Origin of the sequence: Streptomyces sp. NPDC006691 (assembly GCF_042869955.1) — a bacterium.
GTDB lineage: Bacteria > Actinomycetota > Actinomycetes > Streptomycetales > Streptomycetaceae > Streptomyces.
In genome coordinates this window covers 84,985-104,371 of record NZ_JBIAGW010000014.1, presented here as the reverse complement: position 1 = coordinate 104,371, position 19,387 = coordinate 84,985, and the positions used below count along the sequence as shown (strand labels likewise).

The 19,387-nt window shown below is 71.8% G+C and carries 11 protein-coding genes; 8 read left to right on the top strand and 3 right to left on the bottom strand.

The genetic code is table 11. The features are described from left to right. Positions 1-65 precede the first annotated feature (65 nt). The 3 genes from ACFYNP_RS27250 (at position 66) to ACFYNP_RS27240 (ending at position 5,199) form a co-directional block, all read left to right on the top strand. The gene (locus tag ACFYNP_RS27250; protein WP_388788985.1) at positions 66-2,105 is read left to right on the top strand and encodes an ABC transporter ATP-binding protein; all 2,040 of its coding nucleotides are present in this window, start codon (positions 66-68) and stop codon (positions 2,103-2,105) included. Continuing rightward, a complete protein-coding gene (locus ACFYNP_RS27245; RefSeq protein WP_388788982.1) occupies positions 2,102-3,955 on the top strand; it encodes an ABC transporter ATP-binding protein in 1,854 nt (617 codons plus the stop codon). Before ACFYNP_RS27250 ends, ACFYNP_RS27245 begins: the two co-directional genes overlap by 4 nt. A gap of 92 nt (positions 3,956-4,047) precedes the next feature. Next, positions 4,048-5,199 carry a DUF1266 domain-containing protein gene (locus ACFYNP_RS27240; protein ID WP_388411924.1) on the top strand — a complete coding sequence of 384 codons (1,152 nt, stop codon included), beginning with the start codon at positions 4,048-4,050 and terminating at the stop codon, positions 5,197-5,199. A 27-nt stretch (positions 5,200-5,226) separates the two neighbouring features. On the opposite strand, the gene ACFYNP_RS27235 is transcribed toward ACFYNP_RS27240, so the two are convergent. Beyond that, positions 5,227-5,733 (bottom strand): DinB family protein, encoded by a 507-nt coding sequence (locus ACFYNP_RS27235; protein WP_388411922.1) that lies wholly within the window; start codon positions 5,731-5,733, stop codon positions 5,227-5,229. A gap of 489 nt (positions 5,734-6,222) precedes the next feature. Further along, positions 6,223-7,728: an MFS transporter gene (locus ACFYNP_RS27230; protein ID WP_388788979.1), complete on the bottom strand. Its 1,506-nt coding sequence runs from the start codon at positions 7,726-7,728 to the stop codon at positions 6,223-6,225. A gap of 113 nt (positions 7,729-7,841) precedes the next feature. On the opposite strand from ACFYNP_RS27230, the gene ACFYNP_RS27225 reads away from it, so the two are divergent. Beyond that, positions 7,842-8,753 (top strand): TetR/AcrR family transcriptional regulator C-terminal domain-containing protein, encoded by a 912-nt coding sequence (locus ACFYNP_RS27225; protein WP_388788977.1) that lies wholly within the window; start codon positions 7,842-7,844, stop codon positions 8,751-8,753. A 203-nt stretch (positions 8,754-8,956) separates the two neighbouring features. Further along, entirely contained in the window at positions 8,957-10,990 is a 2,034-nt protein-coding gene (locus ACFYNP_RS27220; RefSeq protein WP_388788974.1) for a M4 family metallopeptidase, read from the top strand. A gap of 84 nt (positions 10,991-11,074) precedes the next feature. Here the strand turns inward: ACFYNP_RS27220 and glgP are convergent, their stop codons facing one another. Then, on the bottom strand, positions 11,075-13,705 hold the full coding sequence (gene glgP / locus ACFYNP_RS27215; RefSeq protein WP_388788971.1) for an alpha-glucan family phosphorylase: 2,631 nt from the start codon (positions 13,703-13,705) through the stop codon (positions 11,075-11,077). A gap of 355 nt (positions 13,706-14,060) precedes the next feature. Here glgP and ACFYNP_RS27210 point away from each other — a divergent pair, with 355 nt between their 5' ends. The 3 genes from ACFYNP_RS27210 (at position 14,061) to ACFYNP_RS27200 (ending at position 19,383) form a co-directional block, all read left to right on the top strand. Further along, positions 14,061-16,160 (top strand): alpha-1,4-glucan--maltose-1-phosphate maltosyltransferase, encoded by a 2,100-nt coding sequence (locus tag ACFYNP_RS27210; RefSeq protein WP_388788969.1) that lies wholly within the window; start codon positions 14,061-14,063, stop codon positions 16,158-16,160. Further along, complete coding sequence (gene treS / locus ACFYNP_RS27205) at positions 16,157-17,872, top strand: maltose alpha-D-glucosyltransferase (protein ID WP_388411912.1); 1,716 nt, start codon at positions 16,157-16,159, stop codon at positions 17,870-17,872. The genes ACFYNP_RS27210 and treS overlap by 4 nt, the downstream gene beginning before the upstream one ends. A 143-nt stretch (positions 17,873-18,015) precedes the next feature. After that, on the top strand, positions 18,016-19,383 hold the full coding sequence (locus ACFYNP_RS27200; protein WP_388788966.1) for a maltokinase: 1,368 nt from the start codon (positions 18,016-18,018) through the stop codon (positions 19,381-19,383). Positions 19,384-19,387: the final 4 nt, after the last annotated feature.

Here is a 19,387-nt window from a genome sequence, read left to right as displayed (position 1 = left end):
GGACCAGCCCGGCCCGGCCGAAACTCGGTGGGCACTGTCGGTGCCCGTCCGTAGGCTCGGCCCTGATGTCCGAAACACGTGCAGCTATCAAGGACCAGTCGGCCACGCGCTCACTCCTGAGGCTCTGGCCGTATGTACGCCCCATTCGAACGCGCCTGTTCAGCGCGGCATTTGTGGCCATTGTCGCCTCCTGCCTCGGTCTGGTGATCCCGCTCGTCCTGAAGTGGATCGTGGACGGCCCGGTGGCCGACCGCGACCCCGGCGGCGTGTGGCTCGGCGCGCTGTACCTGCTGCTGCTCGGCCTCGCGGAGGCGGCGCTCTTCGGGTACCGGCGATGGCTGGTGGCGCGGCCGCTCGCGAGCGTCGAGGCGGAGATGCGGGCCGATCTGTACCGGCACGTGCAGCGCCTTCCGGTCTCGTTCCACGACCGCTGGGCCTCGGGCCAGCTCCTGTCGCGCGGCACCACGGACCTGATGCTGCTCCGGATGTTCCTGGCGTTCCCGCTGACCTTCCTGGTCGTCAACGCGGTCACCATCCTGGCCGGGTTCGCGATCCTGCTCTCGCAGCAGTGGAGCCTCGGCCTGGTGCTGCTCGTGCCGGTCATTCCGCTGGTGGTCCTCTGCTCGCTCTTCGAGACCCGCTACTCGCTGGTCGCCCGGCAGGCACAGGACCAGGTGGGCGATCTGACGACGGTCGTCGAGGAGAGCGTGCTCGGCATCCGCATCATCAAGGGGTTCGGGCAGCACCGCAGCCAGGCGCTGGCCTTCCGCGAACTCTCCCAGCGGCTGCGCGGCACCGAGCTCGCCAAGGCCCGGCTGCTCGCGGGGCTGTGGGGCCTGATCACCACGATCCCCGAACTCGCCATCGGCGCGGCTCTGGTGCTCGGCACGGTGCAGGTGGCCGACGGCGAGCTCTCGGCCGGGACGCTCGTGGCGTTCCTGTCGACGGCCCTCGCGCTGCGCTGGCCGGTCGAGTCGATCGGGTTCCTGCTCGCGATGAGCCAGGAGTCGGCGACGGCGACGGCCCGCTTCTTCGAGGCGATGGACGCGCAGGAGGAGGCGGAGGCGCCGGGCTCCTCCACGAGCCACCCCCGGGGGACGTTGCCCCCGGGCACCCCCCAAGAACCCCCACGTGAGGCCACGCCCCTCGAACCCGATCGTGAGGCCAAGCCCCTCGATCCCGGTCGGGGCTCCGCCCCGGGAGCCGTCTCCGCCGTCGCTTCGTCCGTGGACCGTGCACCGGGGGCGCGGCCCCTGGACGCCCGCTCCTCAGACGCCGGAGGGACAGACGCCGGAGGGGCTGAACCGCAGCCTCCCAGCGCCGAGTTGGAAGCGTCCGCCGCCGACCGGGCGGCCGGCATCCGGTTCGAAGGGGTCACGTTCCGCTACCCCGACGCCGCCGACGGCAGTGCCCCCGTCCTGTCCCGCATCGATCTGCACATACGGCCGGGCGAGACCATGGCCCTTGTCGGCGGGACCGGGTCGGGCAAGACCACGCTCACCGCGCTCGTGCCGCGGCTGCACGAGGTCAGCGGCGGGCGGATCACGCTCGACGGCGAGGACATCGCGCACATGACGCGGGACCGGCTGCGCGGTCTCGTCTCCGTGGCGTTCGAGGAACCCACCCTGTTCTCCGCCACCGTCGGAGAGAACGTCGCGATGGGCGGCGGGAGCCCGGACGACCTGGAGCGGGCGCTCGACATCGCACAGGCCCAGTTCGTGCGGCGGCTGCCGCAAGGCGTGGACACCCAGGTCGGCGAGCAGGGCCTGAGCCTGTCCGGCGGCCAGCGCCAGCGGCTCGCACTGGCCCGGGCGGTCGTGGGGCGGCCGAGGTTCCTGATCCTCGACGACCCCCTGTCGGCCCTGGACGTCCACACCGAGGCCCTGGTCGAGGCGGCGCTGCGCCGGGTGCTCCAGGACACCACCGCGCTCGTCGTCGCGCACCGCCCTTCCACCGTGCTGCTCGCCGACCGGGTGGCACTGCTTTCGCAGGGCCGCGTCGGCGCCGTCGGCACCCACCAGGAACTGCTGCGCACCAACGCCGAATACGCCTGGCTGATGTCCGGCGCCGATGTCCGGCACGACGAGGGGGAGGACCGGCGATGACCACGACCGTCGGGGAGCAGAAGGCAACGGGCGACGAGGAGTTGAGGCCGGCCGGGGACGGCGATCCCTTCGACCGGGACGAACTGCCCGCGCCGCCCGGGGCGACCGGGGCGCTGCTCGGCTCACTGCTGCGCCCGCTGCGCCGGGGCGTGGTGATCGCGACGCTGATGCTGGTGGTGCAGCAGGCCGCGGCCCAGGCGGGCCCGCTGCTCGTGGCGTACGCCATCGACCGGGGCGTCCCCGCCTTCCGGGCCCACGACCACGGCCCGCTGATCGCCGTCGGCGCCGGATACCTACTGTGCGCGCTGGCCTCCGGGTTCTTCCAGTACGCGTTCGTACGGGCCTCGGCGGTCGTCAACCAGGACGTGCTGCTCGATCTGCGCGGGCGGATCTTCCGGCAGGCGCAGGCGCTGAGCGTGGACTTCCACGAGCGCTACACCTCGGGCCGGCTGATCTCGCGCTCCACCACCGACGTCGAGTCGTTGCGCGAACTGCTCAGCGAGGGCCTTCAGGAGCTGATCGGGGTGATCCTCTCCTCGGTCTACATCTGCGCGATGCTGCTCTGGCTGGACTGGGGCATCGGCGCGCTCGCCGTCGCCTCCTACCTGCCGCTGCACTTCCTGATCCGCCGCTACCAGCGCCGCGCCGGGGTCGTGTACGCGGCCCGGTCCACGGCGACCGCGGCGGTGATCGTCAAGTTCGCCGAGACGCTCAACGGCATCCGGCCGGTGCAGGCGTTCCGGCGGGAGCGGGCCAACGACGCCGAGTTCAAGGTGCTGAACCAGCGCCACGAGCGGACCAACGGCGACGCCCTCCTGGAGATGGCCCGCTATGTGGTGGGCTCCCGGCTCACCGCCAACATCGCGGTCGCCGCGATGGTCCTGTGGGGCGCGACGCGGGTCGCGGACGGCGATCTCGAACTGGGCGTGCTCGCGGCCGCGGTCCTGTATCTGCGCCGCCTGTACGACCCCATCGACCGGCTCGGCATGTTCCTCAACTCCTACCAGTCGGCGGCCGCGTCCCTGGAGAAGGTCGCCGGGCTGCTCGCCCAGACGCCGTCGGTCCCCGAGGCGTCCCGGCCGACCCCGCTGCCTCCTTCCACGGGTGAGTTCCCGGGCCGCCGGGTCGACTTCGAGGGCGTCGGCTTCGGCTACCGCACCGGCGGCGAGGTGCTGCCCCGCTTCGACCTGACCGTCCCGGGCGGCCAGACCGTCGCCGTGGTCGGCTCGACGGGCGCGGGCAAGTCCACCCTCGCCAAGCTCCTGGCCCGCTTCTACGATCCGACGGCCGGCCGCGTCCTGCTCGACGGGACGGACCTGCGCGAGCTGTCCGTACGGGACCTGCGGCGCGGGGTCGTCATGGTCACCCAGGAGGCGTTCCTGTTCTCCGGCACGGTCGCCGAGAACATCGCGATCGGCCGCCCGGACGCCACCCGGGCCGAGATCGAGCAGGCCGCGAAGGCGATCGGCGCACACGACTTCATCGCGAGCCTGCCGGACGGCTACGACACCGACGTCCGCAAGCGGGGCGGCCGCATCTCGGCGGGCCAGCGCCAACTGGTCGCGTTCGCAAGGGCGTTGCTCGCCGATCCGGCCGTCCTGATCCTCGACGAGGCGACCAGCTCGCTGGACATCCCGGGCGAGCGGGCGGTGCAGCGCGCCATGCACACCGTCCTCAAGGGCCGCACGGCGGTGGTGATCGCGCACCGGCTCTCCACGGTCGAGATCGCGGACCGGGTCCTGGTGATGGAACAGGGCCGGATCGTCGAGGACGGCTCCCCCGCCGACCTGATCGCCGGCACCGGCCGCTTCGCATCCCTGCACCGGGCCTGGCGCGACAGCCTGGCCTGAGCGTGCCGGGGGGGATCGGAGCCCGTCCCCACCTGCGGGTTTCCGGTACCTGCCGGGCGACGGCCGGTACCGGGTTTCGTAGGATCGGGGGCGTGGCAACGGGGACGAGTACCAACTGGGCGGCGCCGACGGAGACGGAATGGCTGCTGCACACGGCGGGGCTGCGCGGCGATGCGGCGGCGCAGCTGCGGGTGATCGCCCGCGAGGAGCTCTACATCGCGGCGCCGAAGGCCGAGGTCGACGCCCGGCCCGACCGGATCCACTGGCCCGCCTACCGGGACGCGTCCGGCCGGCGGATCAAGCCGGTGCTCACCCGGGGGATGCTGCCGCCCTGGCATCCGGACTGGGTGTTCCACGGGGTGTCCCTGCGCTGGATCGCCGACTCCGGCCTCCTGGACGGGCGGACCCTGCTCGCGGTCAACGCCGGCACTCCGGCCCAGGCCGTCCTGCCCACCGGGCCCGACCAGCTCACCCACTGGCGCCGGCTCCACGTGGAGGTCGACCGCCCGGCCCGCCTGATCGGCCTGCGGCACGGCGCGTTGCGCGGGCCGCTGGCCTACGGGCTGGCCTGCGGAGCGCATCTGTCGCTCAGCAACGACGTCCCGTGGAACGAGGTGGGCTCCGTCTACCGGGAATACACCGAGCAACTCCGCATGCTGCGCGAATCGTGGGGCATCACCGAACGGGCGCACTGGCAGCGGCAGTTGGACGCGCTGCTCGACGCGCGCAACAGCCCGGCCGAGCCCGACTTCGTCCTGCGCGTGCGCGAGGAACTGCGGGCGGGCCTCGACGAGGCGCCGCCCGCCGAGCTGTGGCGCGAGACGGCGGCCGGGCACGCCCAGGACATCGGGGTGGGCCATGACGCCGTCCGGGAGATCGAGGAGCTGGTGCGGCGCATCATCCGCTACGAGGCCCGGTTCCGGGCGGACGGGCTGCTGCCGCCGGACGGCCGGGTCACCACCGCCGTCGCCTACGACTACGGGCGGGCAGTGAACCTGGCACGCTGGGGGCTCGCGGCCCGGTTCTGCACCCCGCACGAGGCGGAGCAGGCGATCGTGCACGCGGGGGCCCTGAGCAGGTCGGCGTACCGGTCCTGGGAGGACTTCTCGGCGGCGTACACGCTCGGGCGGGTGCTGCGCTTCGACGGGGAATCGTACGGGAGTTACTACCAGGGGAACCTGACCGCGCACCGGATCCTCACCGAGCACGAGGCCAGCCCCTGGCGCAACATCGCCTGGCGCTGAGGCGCGGGCGGCGGGCCGTGGGCGGGCTCAGGCGCCCACGGTGCCGTCGATGCCCTCGCGCAGGAGGTCGGCGTGGCCGTTGTGGCGGCCGTACTCCAGGATCATGTGCAGCATCACCATGCGCAGCGACACGTCCTCGCCCCAGCGCGGCTGGACGGCCACGAGGTCGAGGGACTCGGCCTCCCGCTCGACCTTGCGGGAGTGCTCGACCTCGGCCTCCCAGGCGGCGAACGCCTCGGCGCGGGTGGAGCGGCTCGCGTCGTAGGCGGCCTGGAAGTCCACCTTCTCGGACCACACCATGGGTGCGTCGTGGTCCTCGAACACCCGGCGGAACCAGGCCCGTTCGACCTCCGCCATGTGCCGGACGAGGCCGAGCAGGGAGAGGGTGGACGGAGGCATCGACTGCCGCCGCAGGGCGTCGTCGTCCAGCCCCTCGCACTTCATGGCCAGGGTGGCCCGGTGGTAGTCGAGGAACGCCCGCAGGGTTTCTCGTTCGTCACCGCAGTGCGGCGGGCCTATGCGGGGGTCGTTCATGAAGTGCTCCTCGTACGCTTCCGTTCCGGCCGCCGACAGTATCCGCGCGCCGGCCCCGGGGCGACCGAGTTCCCCGCGCCCAGCCTCCGCGAACGCCCCACGGCGGGCCGGCAACGGGCCCTTCGCGCAGTTCCCCGCGCCCCCAGGGCATCCAACACCGCCGGCACGAAGGCGCAACCCCCACCCCCGGCTTCCGACTGCGGACCGCAGCGGGCTGGTCGCGCAGTTCCCCGCGCCCCCCAGGCGCCCAGGACCGCCCAGGACCGCCCAGGACCGCCCAGCGCAACGACGCCAGAACGCCCCCCAGGGGCGCGGGGAACTGCGCGACCGGCCCGGCACACCCCCGCACCGAACCGACCACCCCCGGCACCCCAGGGGCGCGGGGAACTGCGCAAACACCCCCAATCCCCCGCACCCAATCCCCCGCACCCAAACCCCGCCCCCAGCCGCCGCCCCCACAGCGCACCGCCCCGCACCGGGACGAGCGCCCTACCTCCCCCGCCCCCGCCGAACCCGCAGCCGCGCAAGCGCGACCCCCGCCGCCCCTGCCATCAGCACCGCCGCACCCAGTGCCGCGTAATCGAGGCCGCGGGTGAAGGCCGCGAAGGCGGGGGCCAGGTCGGGGCCCCGTAGGGACGACAGCGCCCCGCCCAGCGTTTCGCGTGCCGCGCTCGGCGCGCCGGCCATGCCGTGGCGGTAGACCGCCGCACCGATCGAGCCGAGCACCGCCATCCCGAGCGCGCCGCCCAGCTCCTGCCCCGACTCCATGACCGCCGCCGCGGACCCGGCCCGTTCGGGCGGCGCCGCCCCGAGCGCGAGTTCGTTGGCGAGGGCCATCGCGGCCACGAGCCCCGACGTGTAGACCGCACACGCCGTGAGCGTGAACCACAGCGCCGAGTCCGTACGTACCCGCGTGAGCGCGAGGAATCCGCACGCCGAGACGGCGAAGCCGGTCGCCATGACCCACCCCCGGTCGAAGCGCCGCGCGAGCACCGCCCCGGCCGGCGCCCCCACGCACGCCCCCAGCGCGGGCACCAGGCTCCACAGCGCCGCCTGGAACGGGCTCTTGCCCAGCACGGACTGGAGGTACTGGGTGAGGAACACCGCCATCCCCACGGTCGCCGCGATGGCGAAGAGGTTGGCGAGCACCGCCCCGCCGTACGTGCGCCGGCGCAGCAGCTCCAGGTCCACCAGGGGGTGGGCGAGCCTCGACTGGCGGCGGACGAACACGTACAGCAGCGCGAGGCCGGCGACGACGGACAACACGGGCACCAACTCGACGCCTTCCCGGGCCAGTTGCTTCACGCCCTGGATCAGCGGAAGCAGCCCCGCGAGCGAGAGGACCGCGCTCATCCAGTCGAAGCGGCCGGCCGGGGGCTGTTTGACCTCGGGCAGCAGCAGCGGCGCCAGGACCAGCAGGAGGACCATGGCCGGCAGGTTGATCAGGAACACCGACCCCCACCAGAAGTGTTCGAGCAGCGCGCCACTGACGACCGGCCCGAAGGAGATGCCGAGCGTCATGACGCCGGTCCAGGCGGTGACCGCCCGCGCGCGCTGCCCGGCGTCGTGGAAGAGGTTGCGGATCAGGGCCAGCGTGGAGGGCATCAGCGCGGCCCCGCCCACTCCGAGCAACGCCCGTGCCCCGATGAGGAGTTGAGGCGAGTCGGCATAGGCCGCGGCCACCGAGGCCAGCCCGAACACGGCCGCCCCCGCGAGCACGAGCCGCCGGCGGCCGACCCGGTCGCCGAGGGCGCCCATGGTGATGAGGAGGCCGGCGAGCACGAAGCCGTACATGTCGAGGACCCACAGCTGCTGGGTGGAGCTGGGCGCCAGGTCCTCGCTGATGAAGGGGATGGCGAAGTAGAGGACGGAGACGTCCATGGAGACGAGCAGCAGGGGCAGCATGAGGACGGCGAGCGCGATCCATTCCCTGCGTCCGGCACGCGGCGGCGCCGGGTCGGTGCGGCCCGCGAGGGGGCCGGTCGTGGTGTCCATGCGGGGAGCGAACAGCGCGGCCGCGTACACCGCAATGACAAGGCTGGTGCACCCCTAGAGCACCCGTGTATCAGGGGGCAGGACGCCGTCCGGCGCACTAGTACACTCCGACCGTGACCGAGCAGCCGCCCTACCTCGTCGTCGCCGACGGCATCCGGCGCCGCATCGCAGCCGGCGAGCTGGAGCCCGGCGACCGGGTGCCGTCCACGCGGGCCATCGTGCGCGAGTCGGGGGTGGCGATGGCGACCGCGACCAAGGCACTCGCCGCTCTCGCCCGGGAGGGCCTGGTGCGGGCGGTGCCGGGAGTGGGCACGGTCGTCGCCGAGGTGGCCCCGGCGCGTGCCGCGCACGAGGGCGCGGCGCCTTTGAGCCGCGAGGCACTGGTGCACGCCGCCGTCCGCATCGCGGATGCCGAGGGGCTGGGCGGAGTGTCGATGCGCCGGATCGCGAGTGATCTCGGCACGTCGACGATGGCCCTGTACCGGCACGTCGCGAGCAAGGGCGAGCTCGTCCGCCTGATGACGGACGCGGGGTTCGCGGAGATGTCGCTCGGACGCCCGGACGCCGGTTGGCGGCCCCAACTGGATCGCGCGGCACGGCAGTTGTGGGCCGCCTACCGCAGGCACCCCTGGATGGCCCGGGCGATGGGCTCCTTCAACCGGCCGCATCCGATGCCCCGGGCGATGAGGTACACCGAGTGGGTGCTGCGGGCGCTGCGCAACAGCGGACTGCGTGTGGACGAGGTGATGCACGTGCACCTGTCGCTCATCGCCTTTGTCCAGGGACTGGGCGTGGCCCTGGAGCTGGAGGGCGAGGCCCTCCAGGACACCGGAGTCTCCGGCGATCAGTGGATGGAACGCCATGAGGGGCGGTTTGCGGCCATCGTGTCAGGAGGCGGCTTCCCCGTCCTGACCACCATCTTCGAACACGAGCCGTTCGAGCTGGACTTGGACTCGCTCTTCGGGTTCGGGCTGGCCCGACTCCTCGACGGCGTCGAAGCACACATCCGCGAAACGTCCGCTTAACGAACGACGACCTTCGGACAACGGACGGTTTTCGGCCAACTTCTTGACGCGCTCCTGACACCGGTTCTCCACTGCTGGCACTCTTCCCCCGTTCCACGCACGAAGTTTTCACGCACCACATCTCGTTGCCGTACTCGCTCCGCTTTGCTCTGCCCGGCCGGCCCCACCCAGTCGACCGGAACCCCCTCGCAGAAGGAGTTCGCGTGAGATCCACGCATCGTCGTCGTGCCACCGCCACCGGCGCCCTGATCGCCGCAGCCGCCATGCTCAGTGTCGGCGTCCAGGCAGGTAGCGCCAGCGCACGCCCCGACGACTCCGCGGCCGCCGCGGCCGTGAAGGCCCAGGCAGTACGCAACACGGGCGCCCTGCCCGTGAGCCTCACCCCCTCCCAGCGTGCCGAGCTCATACGCCAGGCCACGGCCACCACGGCGGCCACGGCCAAGGACCTCGGTCTCAGCGCGCAGGAGAAGCTCGTCGTCCACGACGTGTCCAAGGACCAGGACGGCACGGTCCACACCCGCTACGAGCGCACCTACCAGGGTCTGCCCGTGCTCGGCGGCGACCTGATGGTCGACACCGCGGCCGGCAAGACCAAGGACGTGCTCAAGGCGAACAGCGCGCAGCTCCAGGGCGTCTCCACCGCCGCCCCCGCGAGCGCCCCCGCCACCGCCGAGGGCCAGGCCCTCAAGGCCGCCAAGGCCGCGGGCTCGAAGGCCGACAAGGCCGACAGCGCCCGCAAGGTCATCTGGATGGTCAAGGGCGCGCCGACCCTCGCGTACGAGACGGTCGTGGGCGGGCTCCAGGACGACGGCACCCCGAACCAGCTGCACGTCATCACGGACGCCAGGACGGGCGCCAAGCTGCACCAGTGGCAGGGCATCGAGACCGGTGTCGGCAACACCCGCTACAGCGGCCAGGTCACCCTCAACACCTCGCAGTCCGGGTCGAACTACACCCTGACCGACACCACGCGCGGCAACCACAAGACGTACAACCTGAACCACGGTACGTCCGGCACCGGTTCGCTGTTCACCCAGACCAACGACACCTGGGGCGACGGCACCAACTCCAACGCCGCGACCGCGGGTGCGGACGCCGCCTACGGCGCCGGCGTGACCTGGGACTTCTACAAGAACGTCTTCGGCCGCAGCGGCATCAGGGGCGACGGCGTCGGCGCCTACTCCCGCGTCCACTACGGCAACGCGTACGTCAACGCGTTCTGGGACGACAGCTGCTTCTGCATGACGTACGGCGACGGCACGGGCAACAACGACCCGCTGACCGCGCTCGACGTGGCGGGCCACGAGATGTCGCACGGCGTCACCGCCGCGACCGCGGGCCTGGAGTACGCGGACGAGTCGGGCGGTCTGAACGAGGCCACCTCCGACATCTTCGGCACGTCGGTGGAGTTCTACGCGAACAACGCGTCGGACCCGGGCGACTACCTCATCGGCGAGAAGATCAACATCAACGGTGACGGCACCCCGCTGCGCTACATGGACAAGCCGAGCAAGGACGGCGGCTCCGCGGACAGCTGGTACTCCGGCGTCGGCAACCTGGACGTCCACTACTCCTCGGGCCCGGCGAACCACTGGTTCTACCTGGCCTCCGAGGGCAGTGGCGCCAAGGTCATCAACGGCGTGAGCTACAACTCGCCGACCTCCGACGGCCTTCCGGTCACCGGCATCGGCCGGGACAAGGCCCAGCTGATCTGGTACAAGGCGCTCACCACCAAGTTCAACTCCAGCACGGACTACGCGGGGGCCCGCGCGGGCACCATCGCCGCGGCGACCGAGCTGTACGGCGCGAACAGCGCCGAGGTCACCAACGTCACCAACGCCTGGGCGGCCATCAACGTCGGCGCCCGCGCCGGCGGCGGCAACCCCGGTGGCAAGGTCTTCGAGAACACGGCCAGCGTGGCCATCCCGGACTACCCGGGTGCCGCGGTGACCTCACCGGTCACCGTCTCGGGGATCACCGGCAACGCGCCGGCCGCCCTCCAGGTCGGCGTGAAGATCACGCACACCTACATCGGTGACCTCCAGATCGACCTGGTGGCCCCGAACGGCACCTCGTACCGTCTCCAAAGCTCTTCCTCGGACTCGACGAAGAACCTCAACAAGACGTACACCGTCAACGCCTCCGCCGTCGCTGCCAATGGCGTGTGGAAGCTGAAGGTCCAGGACAAGGCGCGGCAGGACGTCGGCACCATCACCGACTTCAAGCTCACCTTCTGACCAGGCGGCTGGCCGGAAAGTGAAGGTGCCCGGAGCCCACGAGGCTCCGGGCACCGCCCATGTCCGGGCGAGGAAGGGCCGGGCTCAGCGCATGAGCACGCCCGCGCCCTCCCCGGTCGTCCCGGTCGGGCCGGCCACCAGACCCAGCTCCGCGTGGGTCGCGAGGTGGCGGTGGGCCGGAAGCACCCGGACCGTGTAGCCGAACGGGCCGGTCCGGTCGAGCGCCAGCGGCCCCTCGTACATCCAGCGGCCCTCCAGATCGGGGCCGCCCGTCGGCTTCAGCGGGAAGGTCTCGGCGTCCGCGATGGCGTCGGCCGCGTCCACCCGGCCCGCCACGGCCTGCACCTCCACGTCGTCGGGCCCGAGCTCGCCGAGCGCGACCCGGACCTTGAGCGCGAGGGTGGAGCCGAGTTCCGCGGTGCCGTTGGGCGCCGCCACCGGGGCCAGCGCCTCGACGTGGTCGACCGCGACCCGCGGCCAGGCGCCCCGCACCCGCGCCTTCCACTGCGCCAGCTCCCCTGCCGTGGCCGGGTCCAGGGCTCGATGGGCCGCGGCGGCGGGAGCGTACAGCCGGGTCACGTACTCCCGCACCATCCGCCCCGCGAGCACCTTCGGGCCGAGCGTGGTGAGGGTCTGGCGGACCATCTCGATCCAGCGGTCCGGCAGTCCCGCCGCGCCCCGGTCGTAGAAGCGCGGGGCGACCCGGTCCTCGATGAGGTCGTACAGCGCGTTGGCCTCCAGCTCGTCCCGCCGGTCCTCGTCGGTGGCCGCGCCGTCGGCGGTCGGAATGGCCCAGCCGAAGTCGGGCTCGAACCACTCGTCCCACCAGCCGTCCAGGACGGACAGGTTGAGGCAGCCGTTCAGGGCCGCCTTCATGCCGCTGGTCCCACACGCCTCCAGGGGGCGCAGCGGATTGTTGAGCCAGACGTCGCAGCCCGGGTAGAGCTTCTGCGCCATCGCCATGCCGTAGTCGGGCAGGAACACGATCCGGTGGCGCACCCTCGGGTCGTCGGCGAACCGCACCAGTTCCTGCACCAGGCGCTTGCCGCCGTCGTCGGCCGGGTGCGCCTTGCCCGCGACGACGATCTGCACCGGCCGGGTCGGATGAAGGAGCAGCTCCATCAGCCGGTCCCGGTCGCGCAGCATCAGCGTGAGCCGCTTGTACGAGGGGACCCGCCGGGCGAAGCCGATGGTGAGTACGTCGGGGCTCAACACCCCGTCGATCCAGCCCAGTTCGGCGGTCCCGGCGCCGCGCTGGCGCCAGGAGGCGCGCAGCCGCTCGCGGGCCTCGACGACGAGCTGCTCGCGCAGCTCCCTGCGCAGCTCCCAGATCTCGGCGTCCGGGATGTCGGCGACCGCGTCCCAGCGCTCCGAGCCGCCCACGCTCAGCGCGTCCTCGGTGCGGCCCGCGCCGATCTGGCGGGCGCCGAGCCGCATGACCTCGGGCGCCACCCAGGTCGGGGCGTGCACGCCGTTGGTGACGGAGGTGATCGGCACCTCCTGCGCGTCGAAGCCCGGCCAGAGCCCCGCGAACATCTCCCGGCTGACGGCGCCGTGCAGGGCCGAGACCCCGTTGGCGCGCTGGGCCAGCCGCAGCCCCATGACCGCCATGTTGAAGAGGTTCGGCTCGCCGCCGGGGTAGGTCTCCATGCCGAGCCGGAGGATCCTCTCCACGTCGACACCGGGCAGTTCGCCGTCGTCACCGAGGTGGCGGGCGACCAGCTCGCGGTCGAAGCGGTCGATCCCGGCCGGCACCGGGGTGTGGGTGGTGAACACGGTCCCGGACCGCACCGATTCGAGCGCGGCCTCGAACTCAAGCCCCTCACCCGCGAGTTCACGGATGCGCTCGAGCCCGAGGAACCCGGCGTGCCCCTCGTTGGTGTGGAACACCTCGGGCGCCGGGTGGCCGGTGAGGCGGCAGTAGGTGCGCACCGCGCGCACCCCGCCGATGCCGAGCAGCATCTCCTGGAGCAGCCGGTGCTCGCTGCCGCCGCCGTACAGCCGGTCGGTGACATCGCGCTCGCCGGGCGCGTTGTCCTCGACGTCCGAGTCGAGCATCAGAAGCGGCACCCGGCCGACCCGGGCCAGCCAGATGTTGGCGTGCAGCGCGCGCCCGCCGGGCAGCGCGAGCGAGACCCTGGCCGGGCTGCCGTCCTCCTCCCGCAGGAGCGAGACGGGCAGCTCATTGGGGTCGAGCAGGGGGTAGTGCTCCTGCTGCCAGCCGTCGCGCGAGAGCGACTGGCGGAAGTAGCCGTGCCGGTAGAGGAGACCGACCCCGATGAGCGGTACGCCGAGGTCGCTGGCGGATTTGAGGTGGTCCCCGGCGAGGATGCCGAGGCCGCCGGAGTACTGGGGCAGGGCCGCGGTGATGCCGAACTCGGGCGAGAAGTAGCCGATCGCGCAAGGGAGTTCGCCACTCTGCTCCTGGTACCAGCGGCGGCCGTGCAGATAGTCGTCGAGGTCGTCGGCGGCGGCGGTGAGCCGGCGCAGGAAACGGCGGTCCTGGGCGAGCGAGTCGAGCCGGGCGGCGCCGACGGAGCCGAGCAGCCGCACCGGGTCCCCACCGGCCGCCCGCCAGCCGTCGGGGTCCACGGACTGGAAGAGTTCTCTGGTCTCGGTGTGCCAGGACCAGCGCAGATTGCGCGCGAGATCGCTGAGCGGCCTCAGGGCGTCGGGCAGGACAGGGCGCACGGTGAATCGACGGATTGCCTTCACGCTTCCACCTTTGCAGGGGACGTACGTACCGGGGTGGCACACCGTGATGTGCGCCCCTCCTTCACCCCCGAAGGTAGTGCCGACGCGCCCCGCCAACCACAGCGCCTCGCGGCCGGTCCCCCGGATTCCGTTTTCCGCCCCCGCCACTCTGATGGACCGTCACGTATGGGCCGTACAGGCGGAGTTCAGCCACGAGTCACCGATGTCCGGTGCGCTCATCTGTCCGAAACCGTTACGCGCAGGTAGTTAACAAGCTGCCGGAATGCCCACCCGTACACCGTGGAAGGCTCATCCGGTAACGCATTCCCGCAGTCTCTCCCGCACGCCATTCGAGTGAACGCGGACAGGAGCGGCCATGCCCGCAGCCGGTCAGCCGTCAACGGAGCAGCTAAAAAGGACAGATTCCCGCAAACGCGGCAAACCCTACCAATCACCCGCAGGTGAGCCCGTGAACCCGAACCCGTCAATCGGCCGCATTCCCGTCCTCGACGTACGCCCCGCCGTCGAGTGCGGCACCAGGCCCGCCAAGGCGGTGACCGGGGAGAGCTTCCAGGTCACCGCCACCGTCTTCCGCGAGGGCCACGACGCCGTCGCCGCCAATGTCGTGCTCAGAGATCCCGGTGGGCGCCCGGGCCCCTTCACTCCCATGCGCGAACTCGCCCCCGGCACCGACCGCTGGGGCGCCGAGATCGCCGCCGGGGCCGAGGGGCGCTGGACGTACACCGTCGAGGCCTGGAGCGATCCGGTCGCGACCTGGCGCCACCACGCCGGCATCAAGATCCCGGCCCGCCAGGACACCGAGCTCGTCCTGGCCGAGGGCGCCGCCCTCTACGAGCGGGCCGCCGCCGGAGTGCCCAAGACCAAGGGCCGGCGTGAGGCGGTCCTGGCCGCGGTGGACGCCCTGCGCGACACCCGCCGCACCCCCGCGGCCCGGCTCGCGGCCGCCCTCGCACCGGAGGTGGACGCGGCCCTGGCCACGCACCCACTGCGCGACCTGGTCACCGCCTCGGCTCCGATGCCGCTGCTCGTCGAGCGCGAGCGCGCCCTGTTCGGCTCCTGGTACGAGCTGTTCCCGCGCTCGGAGGGAGCCGTGGTCAAGGCGCGCGGCAAGCCGGTCTCCGGAACCTTCCGCACCGCGGCCGAACGGCTCCCGGCGGTCGCCGCGATGGGCTTCGACGTGGTCTACCTGCCGCCGATCCACCCCATCGGCACCACGCACCGCAAGGGCGCCAACAATTCCCTGACGGCCAGGAAGTGGGACGTCGGCGTGCCGTGGGCGATCGGCTCGGCGGACGGCGGCCACGACGCGGTCCACCCCGATCTCGGCACCCTGGACGACTTCGACGCCTTCGTGGGCGCCGCCCGCGATCTGCGTCTGGAGGTGGCCCTCGACTTCGCGCTCCAGTGCTCCCCCGACCACCCCTGGGTGCAGAAGCACCCCGAGTGGTTCCATCACCGGGCGGACGGGACGATCGCCTACGCGGAGAACCCGCCGAAGAAGTACCAGGACATCTATCCGATCGCCTTCGACGAGGACATGCCGGGCCTGATCGAGGAGACCGTCCGGCTGCTGCGGTTCTGGATGGGGCACGGCGTACGGATCTTCCGCGTCGACAATCCGCACACCAAGCCGGTGGTCTTCTGGGACAAGGTCATCGCGGAGGTCAACGGCTCCGACCCGGACGTGATCTTCCTGGCCGAGGCGTTCACCCGGCCCGCGATGATGCACACGCTCGGCAAGATCGGGTTCCAGCAGTCGTACACGTACTTCACCTGGCGCAACAGCAAGCACGAGCTCACCGAATACGTCACCGAACTGGCGGGCGAGAGTGCGCCCTACATGCGGCCCAACTTCTTCGTGAACACGCCGGACATCCTGCACGGCTACCTCCAGGACGGCGGCCGCCCGGCCTTCGAGGTGCGGGCCGTGCTTGCCGCGACCCTCTCCCCCACCTGGGGCGTCTACGCCGGCTACGAGCTGTGCGAGAACGCTCCGGCCAAGCCGGGCAGCGAGGAGTACCTGGACTCGGAGAAGTACCAACTCCGGCCCCGCGACTGGGAGTCGGCCGAGCGCTCGGGCCGCTCCATCGCCCCCTTGATCACCACCCTCAACCGCGTCAGGCGGCGCCATCCGGCGCTGCGGCAGCTGCGCTCGGTCCACTTCCACGAGACGGACAACGAGGCGCTGATCGCCTACAGCAAGCGCTCGGGATCGAACACCGTTGTGGTGGTCGCCAACCTCGACCCCCACCACACCCAGGAGGCCACGGTCTCGTTGGACATGCCGGCGCTCGGCCTCGCGTGGGACGAGACCGTCCCGGTGCGCGACGAGCTCACCGGAGAGACCTACCACTGGGGCAGGGCCAATTACGTGCGCCTAGAGCCGGGCCGAGCGCCCGCGCACATCCTGGTCCTGCGACCGTCCCCGCCGATCGGAGGGTCACCCACACCATGATCGTCAACGAGCCCGTCCACGACACCTTCGAGGACACCCCCGCCAAGGACCGCGACCCCGAGTGGTTCAAACGAGCGGTGTTCTACGAGGTGCTCGTGCGGTCCTTCCAGGACAGCAACGGCGACGGCGTCGGGGATCTCAAGGGCATCACCGCCAAGCTGGACTATCTGCAATGGCTGGGTGTCGACTGTCTCTGGCTGCCGCCGTTCTTCAAATCCCCGCTGCGCGACGGCGGTTACGACGTCTCCGACTACACCGCGGTGCTCCCCGAGTTCGGCGACCTCGCCGACTTCGTGGAGTTCGTCGACGCCGCCCACCAGCGCGGCATGCGCGTGATCATCGACTTCGTGATGAACCACACCAGCGACCAGCACGAGTGGTTCCAGGAGTCCCGCCGGGATCCGGAGGGCCCCTACGGCGACTACTACGTCTGGGCCGACGACGACAAGCAGTTCCAGGACGCGCGGATCATCTTCGTCGACACCGAGACGTCCAACTGGACCTTCGACCCGGTCCGCAAGCAGTACTACTGGCACCGCTTCTTCTCGCACCAGCCCGATCTCAACTACGAGAACCCGGCCGTGCAGGAGGAGATCGTCTCCGCGCTGCGCTTCTGGCTCGACCTCGGCATCGACGGCTTCCGCCTGGACGCCGTGCCGTACCTGTACCAGGAGGAGGGAACCAACTGCGAAAACCTTCCGGCAACGCACGAGTTCCTCAAGCGGGTACGGGCCGAGATCGACGCGAGCTACCCGGACACGGTATTGCTCGCCGAGGCCAACCAGTGGCCCGAGGACGTCGTCGACTACTTCGGCGACTACGCCAAGGGCGGCGACGAGTGCCACATGGCGTTCCACTTCCCGGTGATGCCGCGCATCTTCATGGCGGTACGGCGCGAGTCGCGCTACCCGGTCTCGGAAATCCTCGCCAAGACCCCGGCCATCCCGCGGAACGCCCAGTGGGGCATCTTCCTGCGCAACCACGACGAGCTCACCCTCGAAATGGTCACGGACGAAGAGCGCGACTACATGTACGCCGAGTACGCCAAGGACCCGCGGATGCGGGCCAACATCGGCATCCGGCGCCGGCTCGCCCCGCTGCTCGACAACGACCGCAACCAGATCGAGCTGTTCACCGCGCTGCTGCTCTCCCTGCCCGGATCGCCGATCCTGTACTACGGCGACGAGATCGGCATGGGCGACAACATCTGGCTCGGCGACCGCGACGCGGTGCGCACCCCGATGCAGTGGACGCCGGACCGCAATGCGGGCTTCTCCTCGTGCGACCCGGGCCGGCTCTATCTGCCCACGATCATGGACCCGGTCTACGGCTACCAGGTGACCAACGTCGAGGCGGCCATGGCCTCGCCGTCCTCGCTCCTGCACTGGACCCGGCGCATGATCGAGATCCGCAAGCAGAACCCGGCCTTCGGCCTCGGCTCGTACACCGAGCTGATGTCGTCGAACCCGGCCGTGCTCGCCTTCCTGCGCGAGCGGGGCGACGACCTGGTGCTGTGCGTGCACAACTTCTCGCGCTTCCCGCAGCCCACCGAGCTGGACCTGAGGGCGTTCAACGGGATGCACCCGGTGGAGCTGATCGGCGGAGTGCGCTTCCCCGCCATCGGCGAATGGCCGTATCTGCTCACCCTGGCCGGCCACGGCTTCTACTGGTTCCGGCTGCGGAAGGACCCCGTGTCGCCCGCCATCGGCTGACCACAGCCGCGGGCGGGGCGGTTTCCACCGCTCCGCCCGGGGCACTCTGATAGCCGAACCCCGCGCGCCGCCGGACAGCTTCTGTTGCAATCCGGGACACTCTGCGCAAATCGATTGTGTGCCCGGGGAAAGGACGCGCCGCCATGCCGAAGGCCGCACCGCCCCGTACCACCGGCCTCCCACCCACCCGGCTACTGACCTCGCTCGCCCCGCTCCTGCACGAATGGCTGCCCCGGCAGCGCTGGTTCGCGGGCAAGGGGCGGCCCGTGACCGACTTCGTGCTGCTCACCGCGACCGAGCTGCTGCCCGGCTTCCTGCATCTGCTCGTCCGCACCGAGCACGCACCACTGGCGCTGCCCGCCGACGCGGCGCCGGTGCCGGCCGACTGCTACCAGCTCCTGATCGGCGTACGCGACCAGCTCCCGCCACGGCTCGCTCCCGCCCTCATCGGCCGCGCGAGCCAGGGCCCGCTGGCCGGCCGGACCGTCTACGACGCCCTCCAGGACCCGCAGTCCGCGGCGCTGCTCCTGGAGCGGCTGCGCACCCCGGGCACGGTCGGACCGCTCAGCTTCGAGCACGACCCCGAGGTGACGATCCCGCCGGGCCTCGCGCCGCGCCTGCTCGGCGTCGAGCAGTCCAACTCCTCACTGGTGTACGGAGATACGTTCATTCTCAAGGTCTTCCGGCGGGTGCAGCCGGGCGTCAATCCCGATCTGGAGCTGCCGTGGGCCCTGGCCCGCGAGGGCTGCGCCCGGGTGCCGGCGCCCGCCGCCTGGTTCCGCACCTGCGAGCCGGAGGAGGCCACCCTCGGCGTGCTCCAGCCGTTCCTGCGCGGCGCCGACGACGGCTGGACCCTGGCGCTCGCCTCGCTCGCCCAGAACCGGCCCTTCGCCCGGCAGGCGTTCGAGCTCGGGCAGGCCACCGCCGAGGTGCACCTGGCCCTGGCCGACGCCTTCCCCCCGGTCACCCTCGGCCGGCCGCAGACGGCCGCCATCGCCGCCGCGATGACCGAGCGCCTAGACGCCACCGCCCAGGCGGTGCCCGCGCTCGCACCCCACGTACCGGGCCTGCGGGCCGCCTTCGAGGCGGTCGCGGCCCTCGATTCGGCGGGCACCGCCCAGCGCGTGCACGGCGATCTGCACCTGGGGCAGGCACTGCGGCCCGCCGACGGATCCTGGTCGGTGATCGACTTCGAGGGCGAGCCGGCCCGCCCGCTCGCCGAGCGCCGCCGCCCCCAGCCCCCCGTCCGCGACGTCGCGGGCATGCTCCGCTCCTTCGACTACGCGTCCTGCACCGCGCGGCCCCCCGACCCGCAGTGGGCCAAGGAGTGCCGGGCCGCGTACTGCGACGGATACGCGGCCCGGTCGGGCTCCGACCCGCGCGACACCCCCGAGCTGCTGCGCGCGTACGAGACCGACAAGGCGGTGTACGAGGTGCTCTACGAGGCCCGGCACCGACCCGACTGGCTGGCCGTGCCGATGGCGGCGGTCCGCCGTCTGGCCGGTGCCTGAACTC

Bases quoted from the DNA above. Each gene is read 5' to 3' on its own strand.
- ACFYNP_RS27210 (WP_388788969.1), top strand. From the start codon at position 14,061: ATGCCCGCAGCCGGTCAGCCGTCAACGGAGCAGCTAAAAAGGACAGAT.
- ACFYNP_RS27230 (WP_388788979.1), bottom strand. From the start codon at position 7,728: ATGGACACCACGACCGGCCCCCTCGCGGGCCGCACCGACCCGGCGCCG.
- ACFYNP_RS27250 (WP_388788985.1), top strand. From the start codon at position 66: ATGTCCGAAACACGTGCAGCTATCAAGGACCAGTCGGCCACGCGCTCA.
- treS (WP_388411912.1), top strand. From the start codon at position 16,157: ATGATCGTCAACGAGCCCGTCCACGACACCTTCGAGGACACCCCCGCC.
- ACFYNP_RS27235 (WP_388411922.1), bottom strand. From the start codon at position 5,733: ATGAACGACCCCCGCATAGGCCCGCCGCACTGCGGTGACGAACGAGAA.
- ACFYNP_RS27200 (WP_388788966.1), top strand. From the start codon at position 18,016: ATGCCGAAGGCCGCACCGCCCCGTACCACCGGCCTCCCACCCACCCGG.
- ACFYNP_RS27245 (WP_388788982.1), top strand. From the start codon at position 2,102: ATGACCACGACCGTCGGGGAGCAGAAGGCAACGGGCGACGAGGAGTTG.